Here is a 16263-nt window from a genome sequence, read left to right on the forward strand (position 1 = left end):
TCTCGCTCGGCATGTCCTTGCCCGCCCAAGCGCTCGACCTCGACAATCTGAGCACCGCCGACCGCGCGCTCCTGCGCAAGGAAATCCGCGCCTACCTGCTCGAGAACCCCGAAGTCATCATGGAAGCGGTGGCCGTTCTCGAGGAACGTCAGGCCACCGGTCAGGCCGAGGCAGATGTTCAACTCGTGCGCGCCAATGCCGAAGCGCTCTTCGACGCGCCCCTTGACTGGGTCGGTGGCAACCCGGACGGGGACATCACACTGGTCGAGTTCATGGATTACAGATGCGGCTATTGCCGTCGAGCTTTCGAGGACGTGAAAAACCTCGTGAAAGAGGATGGCAACATCCGCTTCATCCTCAAGGAATTCCCGATCCTCGGCGAGGAATCGGTCGCCGCGTCGCGCTTTGCCATCGCCACGAAACAGGTGGCTGGCGACGACGCCTACAAATCCGTGCACGACGCGCTGATGACCTATAATGGCGCGATGAACGAGGCCGGGTTCACCCGCCTCGCCGACGCGCTCGGGCTCGACGCAAACGCCATCATCGCCGAGATGCAGAGCGACGCCGTGACCGAGGTGATCGCCGCCAACCACGCGCTTGGACAGCGCCTGCGCGTCAGCGGTACGCCCTCCTTCGTGATGGATGACCGGATGCTGCGCGGCTACCTGCCGCAGGACGCGATGCAGCAGGTCGCCGACGAAATCCGCGCGCAATAGGCCATGCCACACGCCTGGACCGGGGCGGCGCTATTGACCGTCGCCGCCGTCACCGCTGCGGGCGCGCAGGACGTGCCCCCGACCTCGCGCAGCCCGCTGGGCGAGGCGATTCGTGCAGCGCTCATCGCAACGCCGGACCTGCTCTCGGGGCTAACCGCCACGCCACGCCCGCCGCTCGATCTCTACGGGGCCGAGATAGCCCGCGATCTCGACCTGCTCGCCCGCGCGGCGCCTCGCCTCTTCGATCCTGACCGGCCCGGTCTCGGCCCGGCGGGCGCGCCAACCCGGATCGCATTCTTCACCCGCGCCGACTGCGCCGACTGCGCCACGGCACAAGCGGAGTTGCAGGCGCTCGCCGCGCGGATGGGCTTTCGCGCCACGCTGTTCGACATGGATCGCGAGGTGACGCTCGCCCACGATCTCGGACTCGACATGGCCCCGTCCTACGTTCTGCCCGACAGGATGCTGCGCGGCGCCATGCCCACCATCGTGCTCGAACGCTACCTCGCCGAGTAGGCCCGCCTCAGCCCCCGATCACCGGCAGGTCCGCCCCCGCCAGCGGCGACAGCGCGCGGGCGGGCCCGTCGGTGATCGCAATCACCTCCTCGTGGACCATGATCCGCCCCGGCGCGGCGGCGATGACCGGTTCCAGCGTGATGACCATGTCGGGCAACAGCACCGTCTCGTCACCCGCCATCAGCGACAGCCCCTCGGTCAGCTGCATCCCCAGCCCGTGCCCCAGCCGCCCGTCACCCTCGCCCACTACATCCGCCATCGCGCGCCATACATCGCAGGCCCGCGCCCCGGGCCGCGCCGCCGCCAGCCCCGCCTGCGTCGCCTCGATCAGTCGCGCATGGGCCGCACGCTGCGCCGGGCGCGCATGAGCGATCGCGAAATTCCGGTCGAAATCGCAGAAATACCCGTCGCGCACCGCGCCCGTATCGAGCATCAGCACGTCCCCCGCCGCAAGCGGCCGCGCATCGGCCGGCGAGATCACGTCCGCGTAGCCCTCCGGTCCCGCACCCCCGGCGAGGTAGGGCACCCAGTCGGCCCCCTCCTCCAGCAGCAGCCGCTGGAAATCACGAAACACCCGGTCGAGCGGCACGCCCGGCCCGGCGATCTCGCCCACCCGGTCAAAGGCCCGCCCGGCAATGGCACAGATGCGCGCAATGCGGTCGATCTCCGCCCCGGATTTCACCGCGCGCAGCCCCGCCACGATCCCGCGATCATCGGTGAAGTCCAGCCCGCTCACCGCCTTGAGCCGCGCGAAATCGCCCAAAGGCATCCGCAAATGGCTCTCCGGCCCCGAGGGCACCCCCACCGGCCCACCGATCTCTCGCAAGGCATCGGCCAGAAGCGGCGCACCATCGCCCGCCGGCGCGGGCCAGGTGCGGATATCGGCGATCCATGTGCGCGCCATCAGCGCCGCGCCGATTTCCGGGATCACCGCCACCGGATCGCCCGAGGCAGGGATCACGAGAAACCAGTCCCGGCTCAGGCTTTCCCAGAACCGGGTGAGAAACCCACTGAAATAGCGGAATTCCGGCTCGGTAGTCAGCAGCAGCGCCCCCAGCCCCGCCTCTGCCATGCCCGCCTGCGCCCGTGCCAGCCGCGCGCGATACTCGGGCTCTCCAAAACCGCTCACGCCTCGGGCTCTTCGCTGATGATGGCCAGCGCCCGCGTCTCAGGCCCCAGCCCCATCGCCATCAGCGCGGCCACACCCGCCGCCCCCGATTCCGTCGTCGCCATGCCCTTTTCGGCCAGCGCGGGCAGCACGCGCGCCGCCTCGTCCTCTGTCACGGTGACAAAGGCGTCGGCATCCCGCGCCAGCCCCTTCAGCGCGATGAACGACGGCGCCTTGCAATCGAGCCGCCCCATGGCCGAGACCGGCCCCCCGGTCTCCACCGGCCGCCCCGCGCGGATGCTCTCGATCAGCGCGGGCGCGACTTCCGGCTCCACCACCACGATCCGCGGGCCATCCCCCCAGACCGCCCGGACATGCGCGGCCACCGCCGCCGCCATCCCGCCGACCCCGGCCTGCAACGCGATCACGTCGAAGGGCGCGGGCGATTGCGCGGTGATCTCGGCGGCCATCGCGAGGTATCCCTCCATCAGCCGGTGCGGCAGCGCCATGTATCCCGGCCACGAACTGTCGGACAAAAGCGTGCCGTCGCCCGCCGCGGCCGCCGCCTCCGCCGCCGCCATGCTGCCCGCATAGTCCGCCCCCGCGCGCACCACCTCCGCGCCCTTGCCCCGCAGCCGCGCGGCAAAGCTCTCGGGCACCGTCTCGGCCAGGTAGACCACCGCCCGCGCGCCAAAGACGCGCGCACCCGCGGCCACAGACAGCCCGTGATTGCCCGCGCTCGCGGTGACGTATGACCGCCCTTCCAGCGCGCGGCCCATATCCTCTGCCCCCGTGGCTGCGGCGTCGCAGGCAATGACGTAGGCCGCCCCCAGCGCCTTGAAGCTACCCAGCCCCATGCGCCCGCGCTCGTCCTTGACCCACAGGTCCGGGCCCAATCCCGGCATCGCCACCAGCGGCGTCTCTGCCGCCGCCGGACAGCGCGCCAGCAACCCCTGCACCGCCGCCACATCGACGCTCGGCCACGGCGCCCCCGCCAGGCCACGCTCGTCCATGCCCGTACCACGCAGTGAATTTTCCAGGATATCCATGGCTGCCCTTTCCGTGTTTCGCGCATCTGAGCCAAACCCGAGTGTGAAATCAATCCTTCAACCCCTTTCCCGGTCACGATCCGGTGAAACCGTCGCTTGACGCCGGGTCGTCGGCATCGAGATGCTGACAGACCGGTCGAGTATCGGCAAGATATTGCGAAATATAGGAATTTTTACACCACCCCCTGACACGGATCACCCGAATTCCCACCTCGGTTGCGTGAAACGGCGCAAACCGCGCCCCCGAAACCCGCAGGAAAACGCCTGCAGAAAAGGAGGAAAGAATGACCTTTCGTGACCTCGCACTCGCCACGGCCCTGACCAGCGCAGCGGCCCTCGCCGCACCCGCGGCCTTTGCACAGGACTCCGCGCAGCGGATCGACGATCCCGCTGTCGGAAGCCAGGTGGATAATCTGCCCAGGGCAAATGCCGATCTGCCGGAGATTCCAAACGATATCGACGTGGAAGCGGCTTCACCGTCCGAACTTGACCTCATGGGCAAGGACCTGACCGAGGCCGAGAAGACCCTCGTCAAGAACATCCTTGTCGAGGCCGAGAATGGGGCCACGCTCAGCTCGGTGGATGACTATGTCATTGGCGAGGTGAGCGGCACCATGGGCAATGCGGGATCAGACCACCTGATCTATGTCGATGTCCGCCAAGAGGCCGGTCTGGTGGCCGACCGTCTTGCCTTCCGGGCAAGCGCACTCAGTGTCGAGGAGGTCGGCGACCTGGAATACGCAATGACCCTCAAGGACCTGCGCAAGAACGTGGCGGAACGCGTTGCCACGCAGCGCATGTAACCCGGCCAGCGGGCAGGGCGAGCCTGTCCTGACCCAGTGGCCCGTCAGCGGCCCGGCCTCGTGCCGGGCCGCTTTTTCCTCATCTGGCCCGAAAACCACGAACCAAAGCCCGCCGATGTTTCACACGGGCTGGCGTTCAGGCAACTGACCGCCGATGCGCGAGGGCCGTTCTTGCGGGAATCTGCCAACTGGCACGCCATTCCGCCGACCGATCTTGAGAGCGCCCGAAGGCGTACCCAGTCTCGAAAGGCCAAAACGGCAACGAACGCACTCCGCCAAGGTGCGATCTCGAGAAATGCACTGGCAAGCGAAAGGAGAACCACCATGAAACTCCGGACCATCGCAACAACCCTTCTGCTGAGCACCGGACTGGCCACGATTGGCCATGCCCAAAGCGTCGGCGTTGGCACAGACGGAAGTGCAGGCGTGGGTGTCGGCGCAAGTACAGGCGGCACTGTCGACGGCAATGTGGGCGCGAGCGCCGACACAAGCGGAACCGCGAGCCTCGGCATCGACGGCGACAGCTCCGGCGATGTCGGCGCGGGCACAAGCGGGCGCGCCCAGCTCGGCGCCGCACTCGGCCTGGCCGGGAAAAACGCTGCGGAAATCACCGGGGCGACGGTCGTGTCTGCCGACGGTCAGGTGATCGGCACCGTGCAAGGCGCCCGGACCGACCCCGCGGACGGTAGCGTGCAAGCGCTTGTTTCCCTGGACGAGTCGGTCGGCCTGTCCGTCGAGACGCTGGCCTTCGAGGCCGCAAGTCTGAAGGCAGAAAGCGAGGACACGCTGGTCAACGCCATGACTGCCGCCGAATTGCGCAGCAATGTCGAAGCACAGGCCTCGGGCAATGCCCGGGCCACCGCCTCGAACGACTAGGCATCGCAACACCGCAACCGGGCCGTTCCACACCGGCCCGGCGCCCCCCCCCGGCTGCCTGCGGGCAGCCGGGTTCTGCCCCTTTCCCCCGGCCCGCCGATCGCATAAACAGGCGCGCAAAGCGCCAGCCGAGGGGACACCACGCCGATGCAAGAGCCCGATATCACGCCCGACCTGATCGCCGCCCACGGCCTCAAGTCAGAGGAATATGACCGCATCCTCGAAATTCTCGGGCGCGACCCTTCCTTCACTGAAATGGGCATTTTCTCGGCCATGTGGAACGAACACTGTTCCTACAAATCCTCCAAGAAATGGCTGCGCACCCTGCCCACCTCGGGGCCACAGGTAATCTGCGGACCGGGCGAAAACGCGGGCGTGGTGGATATCGGCGACGGGCAGGCCGTGGTGTTCAAGATGGAGAGCCATAACCATCCCTCCTATATCGAACCTTACCAGGGGGCTGCGACCGGCGTGGGCGGCATCCTGCGCGACGTCTTCACCATGGGCGCGCGCCCCGTTGCTGCGATGAATTCATTGAGCTTCGGCTCCCCCGACCACCCGAAAACCCGCCAGCTCGTGCATGGCGTGGTCGAGGGGATCGGCGGCTACGGCAACTGCTTCGGCGTGCCCACGGTGGGCGGCGAAGTGCGCTTTGATCCCGCCTATGACGGCAACTGCCTCGTCAACGCCTTCGCTGCCGGATTGGCCGACGCGGACGCGATCTTCTACTCGGCGGCCTCCGGCGTTGGCATGCCGGTGGTCTATCTCGGGGCCAAGACCGGCCGCGACGGCGTCGGCGGCGCGACCATGGCCTCGGCAGAGTTCGACGAAAGCATCGAGGAAAAGCGCCCCACCGTGCAGGTGGGCGACCCCTTCACCGAAAAGCGCCTGATGGAGGCCTGTCTGGAGCTGATGGCCACCGGCGCGGTGATCTCGATCCAGGACATGGGGGCGGCAGGCCTCACCTGCTCGGCGGTGGAGATGGGCGACAAGGGCAGGCTCGGCATCCGCCTCGATCTCGACCGCGTGCCGCAGCGCGAGGACGCCATGACCGCCTACGAGATGATGCTGTCCGAGAGCCAGGAGCGGATGCTCATGGTGCTGCGACCCGAGAAAGAGGCCGAGGCCCGCGCCGTGTTCGAGAAATGGGATCTCGATTTCGCCATCGTCGGCGAGACCATCGCCGAGGATCGCTTTCTCATCCTGCACGGCAACAGCATCAAGGCCGATCTGCCGCTCTCCACCCTCGCCTCCTCGGCGCCCGAATACGACCGCCCCTTCACCGAGGCAGAGCCCCCTGCCCCGCTCGACCCCGACAGCGTCCCGGCGCTCGATCCCATCGACGGGCTCAAGGCGCTGATCGGCTCGGTCAATTACTGCGCGCGGCAATGGGTCTACGAGCAATACGATACGATGGTGATGGCCGACACGGTGCGCACGCCCGGCCTCGGCGCGGGCGTGATCCGCGTCCACGGCACAGAAAAGCTGCTGGCGTTCACCTCGGACGTGACGCCCCGCTATGTCGCCGCCAACCCCGAGGAGGGTGGCAAGCAGGCGGTGGCCGAGGCGTACCGCAACCTCACGGCCCTGGGCGCCGTGCCGCTCGCCAGCACCGACAACCTCAACTTCGGCAACCCCGAGAAACCCGCGATCATGGGCCAGTTCGTCGGCGCGATCCGCGGCATCGGTGCCGCCTGCGCAGCACTCGACATGCCCATCGTGTCGGGCAACGTCTCGCTCTACAACGAGACCGACGGCACCGCGATCCTGCCCACCCCCACCATCGGCGCGGTGGGCCTGATCCGCGATCCCGACACGGCCATCCTCGGCCAGGCGCGCGAAGGCCATGTGGCGTTGGTGCTTGGTGAGACGAATGGCCATCTCGGGCAATCGGCGATCCTCTCGGAAGTGTTCAACCGCACCGAGGGCGACGCGCCCCCCGTCGATCTCGAGGCCGAGCGCCGCCACGGCGATTTCATCCGCGACAATCACGCGCTGATCCGCGCCTGCACCGATCTCTCCGATGGCGGGCTCGCGCTCGCCGCCTTCGAGATGGCCGAGGCGGCAGGCGTGGGCGTCCATCTCGACGCCGACGACATGGGCACGCTATTCGGCGAGGACCAGGGCCGCTACCTGATCGCCTGCAATTTCGACCAGGCCGAGGCGCTGATGATCGCGGCTGGCAAGGCAGGCGTGCCGCTCACGAGCGTCGGCCGGTTCACTGGCGACACCGTGCGAATGGGTCGGGTCGAGGCGCCGCTTGCCGAGCTTTCGACACTCTACCGCGGCACCTTTGGCACGGTTTTCGGGTAAGGTCGGGACACCCCTGAGCCCGGGTGACGGGAAATGCGCGCACCCCGAGATTTCGGGATTGACGGCGGCGCGCAGCTTGCCTATCCAGCCGCTCACGCGGTTGTAGCTCAGTTGGTTAGAGTGCCGGCCTGTCACGCCGGAGGTCGCGGGTTCGAGCCCCGTCAACCGCGCCACTCTTTATCCCATTTGGATGATGTTCCGCACCCGTCCGATGCCTGTCAGACCACCAGAACGGGGATGTCAGACAGCCCTGTCACCTTGTGCGAGACACTGCCGAGCAGATAACCCTCGACCGAGCCCATGCCGCGGCTGCCGATCACGATCAGGTCGTTTTCGTGTTCCTTGGCGAATTTGACAATGGTGCGCGAGGTGGGGCCGGACTTGATGAACGCGCGGACCTCGGCAAAGCCGGAGTCGATCGCGTGCTTCTTGGCATAATCAGCAACTTCGCGGGCGTGGGCCGACATGATGTCGTCGAGATTGCCGGGGTCGGATGGCCGCACCATCGACAGCGACGCCTCGAGCATCGAGTGGTGGCGGTAAACCGTCAGGATGGTCAAAGCCGCGTTGGTGAGGCGGGCCATTTCCATTGCCTTGTCGAGAGCATTCTTCGCGTTGGGCGAGCCGTCGAAGGGCACAAGAATCGATTTGAACATGGACGTTCTCCTCGGGGTTATTTCGCGAAGGCCAGATCGCGCAGGAAGAGCGCGATCTGCGGGAAGTAGATCAGCGCCACGGCGACCGAGAGCAGAATGAAGATGAAGGGCGGCGTGCCACGGATCACCTCCCAATACGGCCGCTTGAACACCGCGATAGCGGTAAAGATGTCACAGCCAAAAGGCGGCGTGGCCGAGCCGATGGCGACCTGAAGCGTGATGATCGTGCCCACCAGCACCGGATCGAGGCCCACGGAATCCACCACCGGCGCAAAGATCGGCACCATCACGAGGATCACCACGATCGGATCGACGAACATGCAGCCGATGAAAAAGGCGATGGAGATGACAAAGAGCACGCCGATCTGTCCCATCTGGTCGATGCCTATGGACCCGAGGATTTCCTGCGGAATCTGGGCAAAGGAAATCACCCATGAAAACGCCGCCCCGACACCCACGAGAATGAACACCACCGCCGTGATCAGCCCGGTGGATTTCGCCGTGTCGTAGACGCCCGAGAGGTCGAGCGAGCGAAACACCAACACTTCGAGGATGAGCGCGTAGAGCACGCAGGCTGCCGCCGCCTCTGTCGGGCTGAAGATGCCGCCATAGATGCCGCCGATGATGATCAGCGGAAAGCCCAGCGGCCAGAGCGCGTGCTGGATGGCACGGGCGCGGTCCGGCCAGCTTGTCTTGTCCTCGGTGGGCACATTGTTGCGCACCGCGTAGATCCACGAATAGATCGAGAACAACAGGAGGATCAGCAGACCCGGCCCGATGCCCGCGATGAACAGCTCGGCAATCGAGGTGTTGGAGACGACGCCATAGATAATCATCCCGATGGATGGCGGGATCAGGAACGCGATGTCCGACGAATTGACGATCAGCGCGAGGATGAAACTGTCGTTATAGCCGGCCTTCTGCATCCGGGGCCGCAGCGGAGAGCCGATGGCGACCACCGTCGCCTGGGTCGAGCCCGAGACCGCGCCAAACATCGTGCAGGCCGCCGCCGTCGAGACCGCGAGCCCCCCCTTGAGGTGGCCCACGAAGGCCATCACGAGATCGATCAGCCGCCCCGCCGATTGCCCGCGCGTCATGATGTCGGCGGCAAAGATGAACATCGGTACCGCGATCAGCGAGGCGGGCCGGATACCCGCCATGATCTGTTGAATCATCGTCTCAAGCTGACCAAAGCCACCGAACAGCGTGTAGAAGCCCACGAAGGCCCCGACGATGAGCGGGATCATCATCGGAAAGCCGAGTAGAAGCAGGACGATCATGATCGAGAAAATCGTGACAGCCATGGCTCAGACCTCCATCTCGTTGTCGTCATATCCCTCAAGCACGGCGGTCGAGAGGTAGATATCCCTGGACAGGATGTTCTTGATGGCCGTGAGCAGGTATTGCAGCCCGGTCATGAAGAAGCCGACGGGCACCCAGACAAGGGTGATCCAGACGGGGATTTGCAGCGACGGCAGGACACGGCCGCGCCCGGCCTGCGTTAAGATGTAATTGAAGGAGTAATAACAAAGCCCCAGCATGAACACCGCCGTCACCAGCGCGATCACTATCATCATGAGTTTGCGCACCTTGGGCGGCAGCGCGTCGTAGATGGCCGACATGCGGATGTGCCGGCCCTGGCGCGCGGCATAGCTGATCCCCGCAAAGGTGATCAGGATGATCAGGATGCGGTTAAGTTCTTCGGAAAAGAAGATGCTGTTCTGAAAGACGAAACGCCCCACCACGTTGGCGACGGTATTGGCCGCCATGAGAAGAACGCCAACCGCAAGCATGATCGCCTCGACGCGCGCAATCAGGTTGTCGATGGTGCCGAGAAATCCAGGCAGCGTCGAAGAATAGGCGTCCGCTGACGGTGTGGCGCGTATCGGTTCTTCCGGCGGTGACGCGCCGTCCGTTTCAGGCTTGTCGTTCACGGCTGACCCTCCCCGTGAATATCAATTGTAAAATATGGGTGCGGGGGCGGCGGGATGCAGGCCGCCCCCGATGTGGTGCCGGTGTTATTCGGTCACGGCTTCGAGGTCGGCCTTCATCTGGTCAAGGATCTTCTTGCCGCTCTCACCGGTCATTTCGATGAAGCGGTCTTCGACCTGTTTGCCAGCCTCGATGAACGGCTGACGCTGCTCTTTGTTGAGCACGTTGATTTCGATCTCGGGCTTGGCGTCCTTGATTTTCTTGATGCTCTCTTCGTGCAGGCCTTTCTGGTAGTCGATGATGTGATCGAACGCCACGTCGATCGCATCCTGCACGACCTGTTGCTCCTCGTCCGAGAGGCCGTCATAGAAGTCCTGATTGGCCATCACGGCGGTGGTAAAGTTGTTGTGGCCCAGACAGGTGATGACCTTGGACACCTCATACATGTTGGCGGACCAGTTCCAGAACATCGGGTTTTCCTGCCCCTGAATGATGCCGGTCTGGAGCGCGCCGTAAACTTCGCCCCACGGCAGCGGCGTGGGTGTCGCACCAAACGCCTGATAGCTTTCGACAAGCAGCGGGTTGGTCATCACGCGCACCTTGACCTCGTTGAGGTCTGCCGGTTCGGTCACCGGTTCCTGCGTGGTCACACAGACCTCGCCCTCTGGGAACATGGCCAGCAGCTCCAGCCCTTGCTCAGCATAAAGCTCGGGGAACATCTCGTTGACCGCCTTCGAGGTGCGGAAAAATTCACCGAGCGCCTGGGTGTCCTGCGGCAGCAGGTAGGGGACGAAAAAGACCTGCGCCTCGGGGATGAGCGAGCCGGTGAAACCCGGGCTCTGATCGACGAATTGCAGGATGCCGGCCTGCGCCTGTTCCATCGTATCGGCGGATTCACCGAGCGTGCCATAGGGGAAGAGTTGCACCTGGTGGTCGGAATTGGCCTCGACCTCTTCCTTGAATTTCTGGGCAAAGACGCCCTGCACGTCCTCAAGCGCCTCCTCAAAGGCATATCGCCATGTATCGGCGGTCGCGGCGGTCGCGCTGAGGGCCAGAATACTGGTGGTGGCGAGCGCCGTGAATGTGCGTTTGACGAATGGGGTCATAATTTTCTCCCTCCAGTTAACCTACCCTTCGAGCCTGTCTCGAACTGATCCACATGTCAAATGAGTCCACTAAGCCATTGTTAAAATTAACAATACACTGGCGTTGAGCGAGAGTCGCGCATGCCGTTCTAGACGTGTTTCAACGCGCGCGCGCGTCGAGGAACGGCTGTAGGGCGCTGCAGGTGGCGGTGGGGTTGGTGTCGGGAAAAAAATGGCCGCCGGGGATCGCCTGTGCCTGCATATGGCGGCATTTCGCGGCCCACGCGGCGGGCACGTCGTAGTGCCGGGCCATCGCACCCTGCGCACCGTAAAGGACCAGCGTGGGACAGGCGATGCAGGCGTCCGCATCGGCGCTGTCATCGGCCATGTCACGGGCGAGCGTGGCGCGATAATCGTTGCACATGCCCCGGATGGTGTCGGGGTCGCGCCAGGCCGCGCGGTATTGCGCCAGTTGATCAGCATCGAAATCCGCGAGCTGCGCGCCGCCCCACCCGAGCAGACAGGCGTGAAAGAACGCATCCGGGTCGGCCTCGATCATGCGGTCGGGGAACGGGTATGGCTGGGCAAGAAAGAACCAGTGGTAATAGGACTGCGCCACCGGCCAGCGCAGATCGGACAGCAGGGTATGCGTTGGAATGATGTCCATCAGCACAAGGCTGCGCACCCGGTGGCCCGCATCGAGTGCGAGCCGGTGGGCTACGCGCGCACCCCGGTCATGGCCGACGAGGTCAAAGCGGTCATGACCGAGGCTGTCCATGAGACCCGCCATCTCGCGCGCCATCGCGCGGAAGCTGTAGGCGTCCAGACTGCCGGGCTTGGCCGAGGCGCCATATCCAGGCAGGTCGGGGCAGATCACGGTGTGGCTCAGCGCCAGTTCCGGTGCGATATGCGCCCACATGGCGCGACTCTGCGGAAACCCGTGCAAAAGCAGCACTGGCGGCCCCTCGCCGCCCATGCTGTAGCCAACGTTATCGGTCTGGTGATCGGTGAAGCCCGGGATCATCTCGCCAGCGCGTCAAGCACCCGTGCCCAGCTTCGGATACCCTTGTGAAAGCTCGTCACGTTGTACTTCTCGTTGGGCGAGTGGATCGCGTCATCCTCTTGCGCAAAGCCGATCAGCATGGCGTCGAGCCCGAGTATCTCCTTGAAAAACCCCGCGACCGGGATCGAGCCGCCCATGCCTGTAAGCACCGCCTCGCGATTCCATTCATCCGACAGCGCCTGCCGCGCGGCCTCGAATTCTGGGCGGTTGGTGTTCATCACCACCGCAGGAGAGCCGTCGAGGTCCTGGTTCCAGGCGATTTTGGCGTCCGGGGACAGCCGGTCCTCCACATGCTTGCGAATTTTCCGGCGCAGCGTGTCGGGGTCCATGTCCCCGACAAGGCGACAGGTGAGCTTGCAATGCGCCTTGCTTGGGATCACCGTCTTGGTGCCCGCACCCTGGTAGCCGCCCCAGAGCCCGTTGATTTCCAGCGTGGGGCGTGCCCATTGCTGCACCAGCGTGGAATAGCCCGCCTCGCCATGCGGCTGCGTCATGCCCACCGAGGAGAGGTATTCCTCCTCGTCGAAACCGCAGTCTTGCCATTGGCGCAGCAGCTCGTCTGGCACCTCGTGCACGCCCTCGTAAAAGCCCTCGACCGCGACGCGGCCCTGATCGTCGTGGAAAGACGCGATGATGCGGGAGATTTCCCGCAACGGGTTGAGTGCCGGGCCGCCGTAATGGCCGGAATGCAGGTCGATGGAGGGGCCCTGGATGGTAAATTCGTCCTTCAACATACCCCGAAGCTGCGACGCGATCGACGGCACGCCAGGCGCCACCATAGAGGTATCGCAGATCAGCGCGAGATCGGCGGAAAGCTCGTCCGCGTTCTCGCGCAGGAAGGGGATTAGAGAGGGCGAGCCCGATTCTTCCTCGCCCTCGAAGAAAAAAGTGATCCGGCAGGGCAACGTGCCGTTGACCGCCTGCCAGGCACGGCACGCCTCGACGAAGGTCATGAGCTGCCCCTTGTCATCCGAGGCACCGCGCGCGCGGATCACGCGGCCCTTATCGGTGTCCTGGATTTCGGGGGCGAAGGGATCGCTGTGCCACAGATCGAGCGGGTCCACGGGCTGCACGTCGTAATGGCCGTAGAACAGCAGGTGCGGCCCGTCGCCCTCGACATGGCCTACCACCATCGGGCGGCCCGGGGTGGCGCGCTTTTCCGCCTTTACGCCAAGACTTTGCAGGTCGGCCACGAGCCAGTCGGCGGCGGCCTCGCAATCGCCCGCATGGGCCGGGTCGGTCGAGATCGAGGGGATGCGCAAAAGCCCCGTGAGCCGGTCGAGCGCCGCGTCGAGAGAGGTGTCGATATGCGCAAGCGTCGCGGGTAGGGTCATGGGCCGGGCCTTTCGGACTGTTTGATGCTGTGGTCAGCGGCGAGGGTAACAGGCGCGGCGGCGCTGTCCAGACGCTTGACCCATGTCAAGGTGAGGGGTCGCGGCGTTTTGTAGCCTGTTCTCATCCGGGTGATACGGTATACAAGCCCCCGGAAATTGACTAGATAATGGGCATAGGGGCGAAGCACCGACGGCTCTCGAAGGGAAGGACATGCCAGTGGATTACGTGGCCAAGCTGGATCAGGCAATCGCGCGTCTGCACGAGGAGGGGCGCTATCGCACCTTTATCGACATCGAACGCGAGAACGGCAATTTCCCGCATGCCACGTGGTGCAGGCCCGACGGGTCGGACCAACCGATTACCGTCTGGTGCGGCAACGACTATCTCGGCATGGGGCAGCACCCAGTGGTGCTCGAGGCGATGCACGAGGCGATCGACGCCACCGGTGCCGGGTCTGGCGGCACGCGCAATATCAGCGGCACCACCGTCTATCACAAGCGGCTGGAGGCGGAACTGGCCGATCTGCACGGCAAGGAGGCGGCGCTGCTGTTCACCTCGGCCTATATCGCCAATGACGCGACGCTGAGCACCCTGCCCAAGCTGTTTCCCGGCCTCATCATCTATTCCGACGCGCTCAACCATGCGAGCATGATCGAGGGCGTGCGCCGCAACGGGGGCGCCAAACGCATCTTCCGGCACAACGATGTGGCGCATCTGCGCGAACTGATGGCCGCCGACGACCCCGCCGCGCCCAAGCTCATCGCCTTCGAATCGGTCTACTCGATGGATGGCGATTTCGGCCCCATCGAGGCGATCTGCGATCTGGCGGATGAATTTGGCGCGCTGACCTATATCGACGAGGTGCACGCGGTGGGCATGTATGGCCCGCGCGGCGCAGGGATTTGCGAGCGCGACCGCCTGATGCACCGGCTCGACATCATCAACGGCACGCTGGCCAAGGCGTATGGCGTGATGGGCGGCTATATCGCCGCGAGCGCCAAGATGTGCGACGCGGTGCGCTCCTACGCGCCGGGCTTTATCTTCTCGACCTCGCTCGCCCCGGCACTCGCGGCGGGGGCGCGGGCCTCGGTCGCCTTTCTCAAGACCGCCGAGGGGCAAAAGCTGCGCGAGCGTCACCAGACGCAGGCCAAGATCCTCAAGACCCGGCTCAAGGCGCTGGGCCTGCCGATCATCGACCACGGCAGCCATATCGTGCCGGTGATCGTGGGCGACCCGGTGCATACCAAGGCGCTCTCGGACATGCTGCTCGACGGCTACGGCATCTACGTGCAGCCGATCAATTTCCCCACCGTGCCGCGCGGCACCGAACGGCTGCGCTTTACACCATCGCCGGTGCATGGTCCCCGCGAGATGGATGCGCTGGTGCGCGGAATGGATGCACTATGGAGCCAGTGTGCGCTGAATCGCGCCGAATGCGCCGGGTGAAGCACGCAGACGTGCAATGCCGCTTGCCTTGTGTTAACGTGTCCTAAACAAAAGGTTGTAAGCCGAATCGTAGATATCGGTTCCTAGGCAGGGACATGCAAGAGGCTCGTGGCACATGATAGGCCGCCGTCGGACGCTCGACACGAACACCGAAGAGGCCGATATCCGCGGTTTCGACGCCTATGACCTGCGTCTAGGCGACCTGATGCGCGGCGAGCGCGCCACCCTTGGAAAATCGCTTCTGGATGTCGAGCGCGAGTTGCGCATCCGCGCCAATTACGTGGCCGCCATCGAGAATGCCGACCCCTCCGTTTTCGACACACCCGGCTTCATCCCCGGTTACGTGCGCTCCTACGCGCGCTATCTCGGCATGGACCCTGACCGCGCCTTTGCCGCGTTCTGCACTGAATCGGGATTTTCCATCGCGCATGGCATGTCCGAACAGGCGTCGTCACGCTACCGGCCCGCCGCGCCCCGGAAGGAACCAAAGTCCAGGCCTGCGGCGGGCGATTCCCTGTCGGGCATAGGCACGCCCTTTGCCCCCGCGCGCGAAAGCGTGCTGTCGCGGATCGAGCCGGGCGCCATCGGCTCGGCCTTGGTTCTGGTGGCGCTCATCGGGGCCATCGGCTATGGCGGCTGGAGCGTGCTTCGGCAGGTGCAGCAGGTCCGGCTCTCGCCAGTAGAGAACACGCCGCTGGTGCTCGCCGAACTCGATCCACTGGACCGAGCGGTAGACACGGACGCGGCCCCCAGCGGCTTCGAGGCCCCGCGCGAGGACCGGCTGACACGGCTCTATCGGCCCAGCCCGCTCGAGGTGCCGGTGATGGTCGCGCGCGACGCGCCGATCTCGATGCTCGACCCGAGCAAGGTGGGCACGCTGAGCCCCACCCCGCCCGAGGCCGATCGCGACAGCGCCATCGAGCGCGCCCTGCTCGCAGCACAGCAGACGACCGATGATGCCCCGGCGGTGGTGCCAAAGGTGGTAGAAGGCGCGCCCGACAAGGTTCAGGTCGTCGCCGTGCGCCCGGCCTGGGTGCGGGTGCGCGCCGCCGACGGCAGCGTGATCTACGAGGGAATCATGAACGCGGGCGATACCTACGAGGTGCCCGGCACCGAGGAGCCGCCGACCATCCGCGTGGGCGAATCCGGCGCAGTCTATTTCGCCGTGAACGGCGAGCATTACGGCCCCGCAGGCCCGCGCGGTGCGGTAACCGCGAACCTCGCGCTGGCCCCCAATGCGCTGACCGAGCGCTACGCGCTCGCCGACCCGGACTCGGATAACGACCTGATGCGCGTAGTCGCAGAGCTGCCCCAAGAACCGCAGCAATAGCCCGGTTGTCCCGACAGGCACGGCAGGCTATC

General features: G+C 65.2%; 15 protein-coding genes and 1 tRNA gene. 8 read left to right on the forward strand and 8 right to left on the reverse strand.

Going from position 1 to position 16263, the window contains the following annotated elements:
• The first annotated feature begins 11 nt into the window (after positions 1–11).
• Both C6W92_RS10020 and C6W92_RS10025 read left to right on the forward strand, forming a co-directional pair.
• A complete protein-coding gene (locus C6W92_RS10020) occupies positions 12–719 on the forward strand; it encodes a DsbA family protein (RefSeq protein WP_129432888.1) in 708 nt (235 codons plus the stop codon).
• 3 nt (positions 720–722) lie between these two features.
• Positions 723–1235 carry a hypothetical protein gene (locus C6W92_RS10025; protein WP_129432838.1) on the forward strand — a complete coding sequence of 171 codons (513 nt, stop codon included), beginning with the start codon at positions 723–725 and terminating at the stop codon, positions 1233–1235.
• Between the two features lie 7 nt (positions 1236–1242).
• Here the strand turns inward: C6W92_RS10025 and C6W92_RS10030 are convergent, their stop codons facing one another.
• Positions 1243–2364 carry a Xaa-Pro peptidase family protein gene (locus tag C6W92_RS10030; protein ID WP_129432839.1) on the reverse strand — a complete coding sequence of 374 codons (1122 nt, stop codon included), beginning with the start codon at positions 2362–2364 and terminating at the stop codon, positions 1243–1245.
• Positions 2361–3392, reverse strand: coding sequence for a pyridoxal-phosphate dependent enzyme (locus tag C6W92_RS10035; RefSeq protein WP_129432840.1), 1032 nt, complete (start codon positions 3390–3392; stop codon positions 2361–2363). Before C6W92_RS10035 ends, C6W92_RS10030 begins: the two co-directional genes overlap by 4 nt.
• A 284-nt stretch (positions 3393–3676) precedes the next feature.
• Between C6W92_RS10035 and C6W92_RS10040 the strand changes: the two genes are divergently transcribed.
• The 4 genes from C6W92_RS10040 (at position 3677) to C6W92_RS10055 (ending at position 7557) form a co-directional block, all read left to right on the forward strand.
• A complete protein-coding gene (locus C6W92_RS10040; protein ID WP_206735521.1) occupies positions 3677–4195 on the forward strand; it encodes a phosphoribosylglycinamide synthetase in 519 nt (172 codons plus the stop codon).
• A 324-nt stretch (positions 4196–4519) separates the two neighbouring features.
• The gene (locus C6W92_RS10045; RefSeq protein ID WP_129432841.1) at positions 4520–5071 is read left to right on the forward strand and encodes a hypothetical protein; all 552 of its coding nucleotides are present in this window, start codon (positions 4520–4522) and stop codon (positions 5069–5071) included.
• A gap of 147 nt (positions 5072–5218) precedes the next feature.
• The gene (purL, locus tag C6W92_RS10050) at positions 5219–7384 is read left to right on the forward strand and encodes a phosphoribosylformylglycinamidine synthase subunit PurL (RefSeq protein ID WP_129432842.1); all 2166 of its coding nucleotides are present in this window, start codon (positions 5219–5221) and stop codon (positions 7382–7384) included.
• 96 nt (positions 7385–7480) lie between these two features.
• Positions 7481–7557: transfer RNA gene (locus C6W92_RS10055), tRNA-Asp, on the forward strand.
• Between the two features lie 45 nt (positions 7558–7602).
• On the opposite strand, the gene C6W92_RS10060 is transcribed toward C6W92_RS10055, so the two are convergent.
• The 6 genes from C6W92_RS10060 to C6W92_RS10085 form a co-directional block, all read right to left on the reverse strand.
• A complete protein-coding gene (locus tag C6W92_RS10060) occupies positions 7603–8040 on the reverse strand; it encodes a universal stress protein (protein ID WP_129432843.1) in 438 nt (145 codons plus the stop codon).
• A gap of 17 nt (positions 8041–8057) precedes the next feature.
• Positions 8058–9344 (reverse strand): TRAP transporter large permease, encoded by a 1287-nt coding sequence (locus tag C6W92_RS10065; RefSeq protein WP_129432844.1) that lies wholly within the window; start codon positions 9342–9344, stop codon positions 8058–8060.
• A 3-nt stretch (positions 9345–9347) separates the two neighbouring features.
• Entirely contained in the window at positions 9348–9926 is a 579-nt protein-coding gene (locus C6W92_RS10070) for a TRAP transporter small permease (RefSeq protein WP_129432889.1), read from the reverse strand.
• A 132-nt stretch (positions 9927–10058) separates the two neighbouring features.
• A complete protein-coding gene (gene dctP / locus C6W92_RS10075; RefSeq protein WP_129432845.1) occupies positions 10059–11078 on the reverse strand; it encodes a TRAP transporter substrate-binding protein DctP in 1020 nt (339 codons plus the stop codon).
• Between the two features lie 139 nt (positions 11079–11217).
• Entirely contained in the window at positions 11218–12081 is an 864-nt protein-coding gene (locus C6W92_RS10080; protein WP_129432846.1) for an alpha/beta hydrolase, read from the reverse strand.
• Positions 12078–13454 carry a dipeptidase gene (locus tag C6W92_RS10085; RefSeq protein ID WP_129432847.1) on the reverse strand — a complete coding sequence of 459 codons (1377 nt, stop codon included), beginning with the start codon at positions 13452–13454 and terminating at the stop codon, positions 12078–12080. The genes C6W92_RS10080 and C6W92_RS10085 overlap by 4 nt, the downstream gene beginning before the upstream one ends.
• 217 nt (positions 13455–13671) lie before the next feature.
• On the opposite strand from C6W92_RS10085, the gene hemA reads away from it, so the two are divergent.
• The gene (gene hemA / locus C6W92_RS10090) at positions 13672–14901 is read left to right on the forward strand and encodes a 5-aminolevulinate synthase (RefSeq protein WP_129432890.1); all 1230 of its coding nucleotides are present in this window, start codon (positions 13672–13674) and stop codon (positions 14899–14901) included.
• A 115-nt stretch (positions 14902–15016) separates the two neighbouring features.
• Positions 15017–16231, forward strand: coding sequence for a RodZ domain-containing protein (locus tag C6W92_RS10095; protein WP_129432848.1), 1215 nt, complete (start codon positions 15017–15019; stop codon positions 16229–16231).
• Positions 16232–16263: the final 32 nt, after the last annotated feature.

This window comes from Roseovarius sp. A46 (assembly GCF_004126395.1).
In the GTDB taxonomy this organism is placed as follows: Bacteria; Pseudomonadota; Alphaproteobacteria; order Rhodobacterales; family Rhodobacteraceae; genus Roseovarius; species Roseovarius nitratireducens.

Bases quoted from the DNA above. Each gene is read 5' to 3' on its own strand.
- C6W92_RS10020 (WP_129432888.1), top strand. From the start codon at position 12: ATGTCCTTGCCCGCCCAAGCGCTCGACCTCGACAATCTGAGCACCGCC.
- C6W92_RS10025 (WP_129432838.1), top strand. From the start codon at position 723: ATGCCACACGCCTGGACCGGGGCGGCGCTATTGACCGTCGCCGCCGTC.
- C6W92_RS10035 (WP_129432840.1), bottom strand. From the start codon at position 3,392: ATGGATATCCTGGAAAATTCACTGCGTGGTACGGGCATGGACGAGCGT.
- C6W92_RS10040 (WP_206735521.1), top strand. From the start codon at position 3,677: ATGACCTTTCGTGACCTCGCACTCGCCACGGCCCTGACCAGCGCAGCG.
- C6W92_RS10045 (WP_129432841.1), top strand. From the start codon at position 4,520: ATGAAACTCCGGACCATCGCAACAACCCTTCTGCTGAGCACCGGACTG.
- purL (WP_129432842.1), top strand. From the start codon at position 5,219: ATGCAAGAGCCCGATATCACGCCCGACCTGATCGCCGCCCACGGCCTC.
- C6W92_RS10060 (WP_129432843.1), bottom strand. From the start codon at position 8,040: ATGTTCAAATCGATTCTTGTGCCCTTCGACGGCTCGCCCAACGCGAAG.
- C6W92_RS10065 (WP_129432844.1), bottom strand. From the start codon at position 9,344: ATGGCTGTCACGATTTTCTCGATCATGATCGTCCTGCTTCTACTCGGC.
- dctP (WP_129432845.1), bottom strand. From the start codon at position 11,078: ATGACCCCATTCGTCAAACGCACATTCACGGCGCTCGCCACCACCAGT.
- C6W92_RS10080 (WP_129432846.1), bottom strand. From the start codon at position 12,081: ATGATCCCGGGCTTCACCGATCACCAGACCGATAACGTTGGCTACAGC.
- C6W92_RS10085 (WP_129432847.1), bottom strand. From the start codon at position 13,454: ATGACCCTACCCGCGACGCTTGCGCATATCGACACCTCTCTCGACGCG.
- C6W92_RS10095 (WP_129432848.1), top strand. From the start codon at position 15,017: ATGATAGGCCGCCGTCGGACGCTCGACACGAACACCGAAGAGGCCGAT.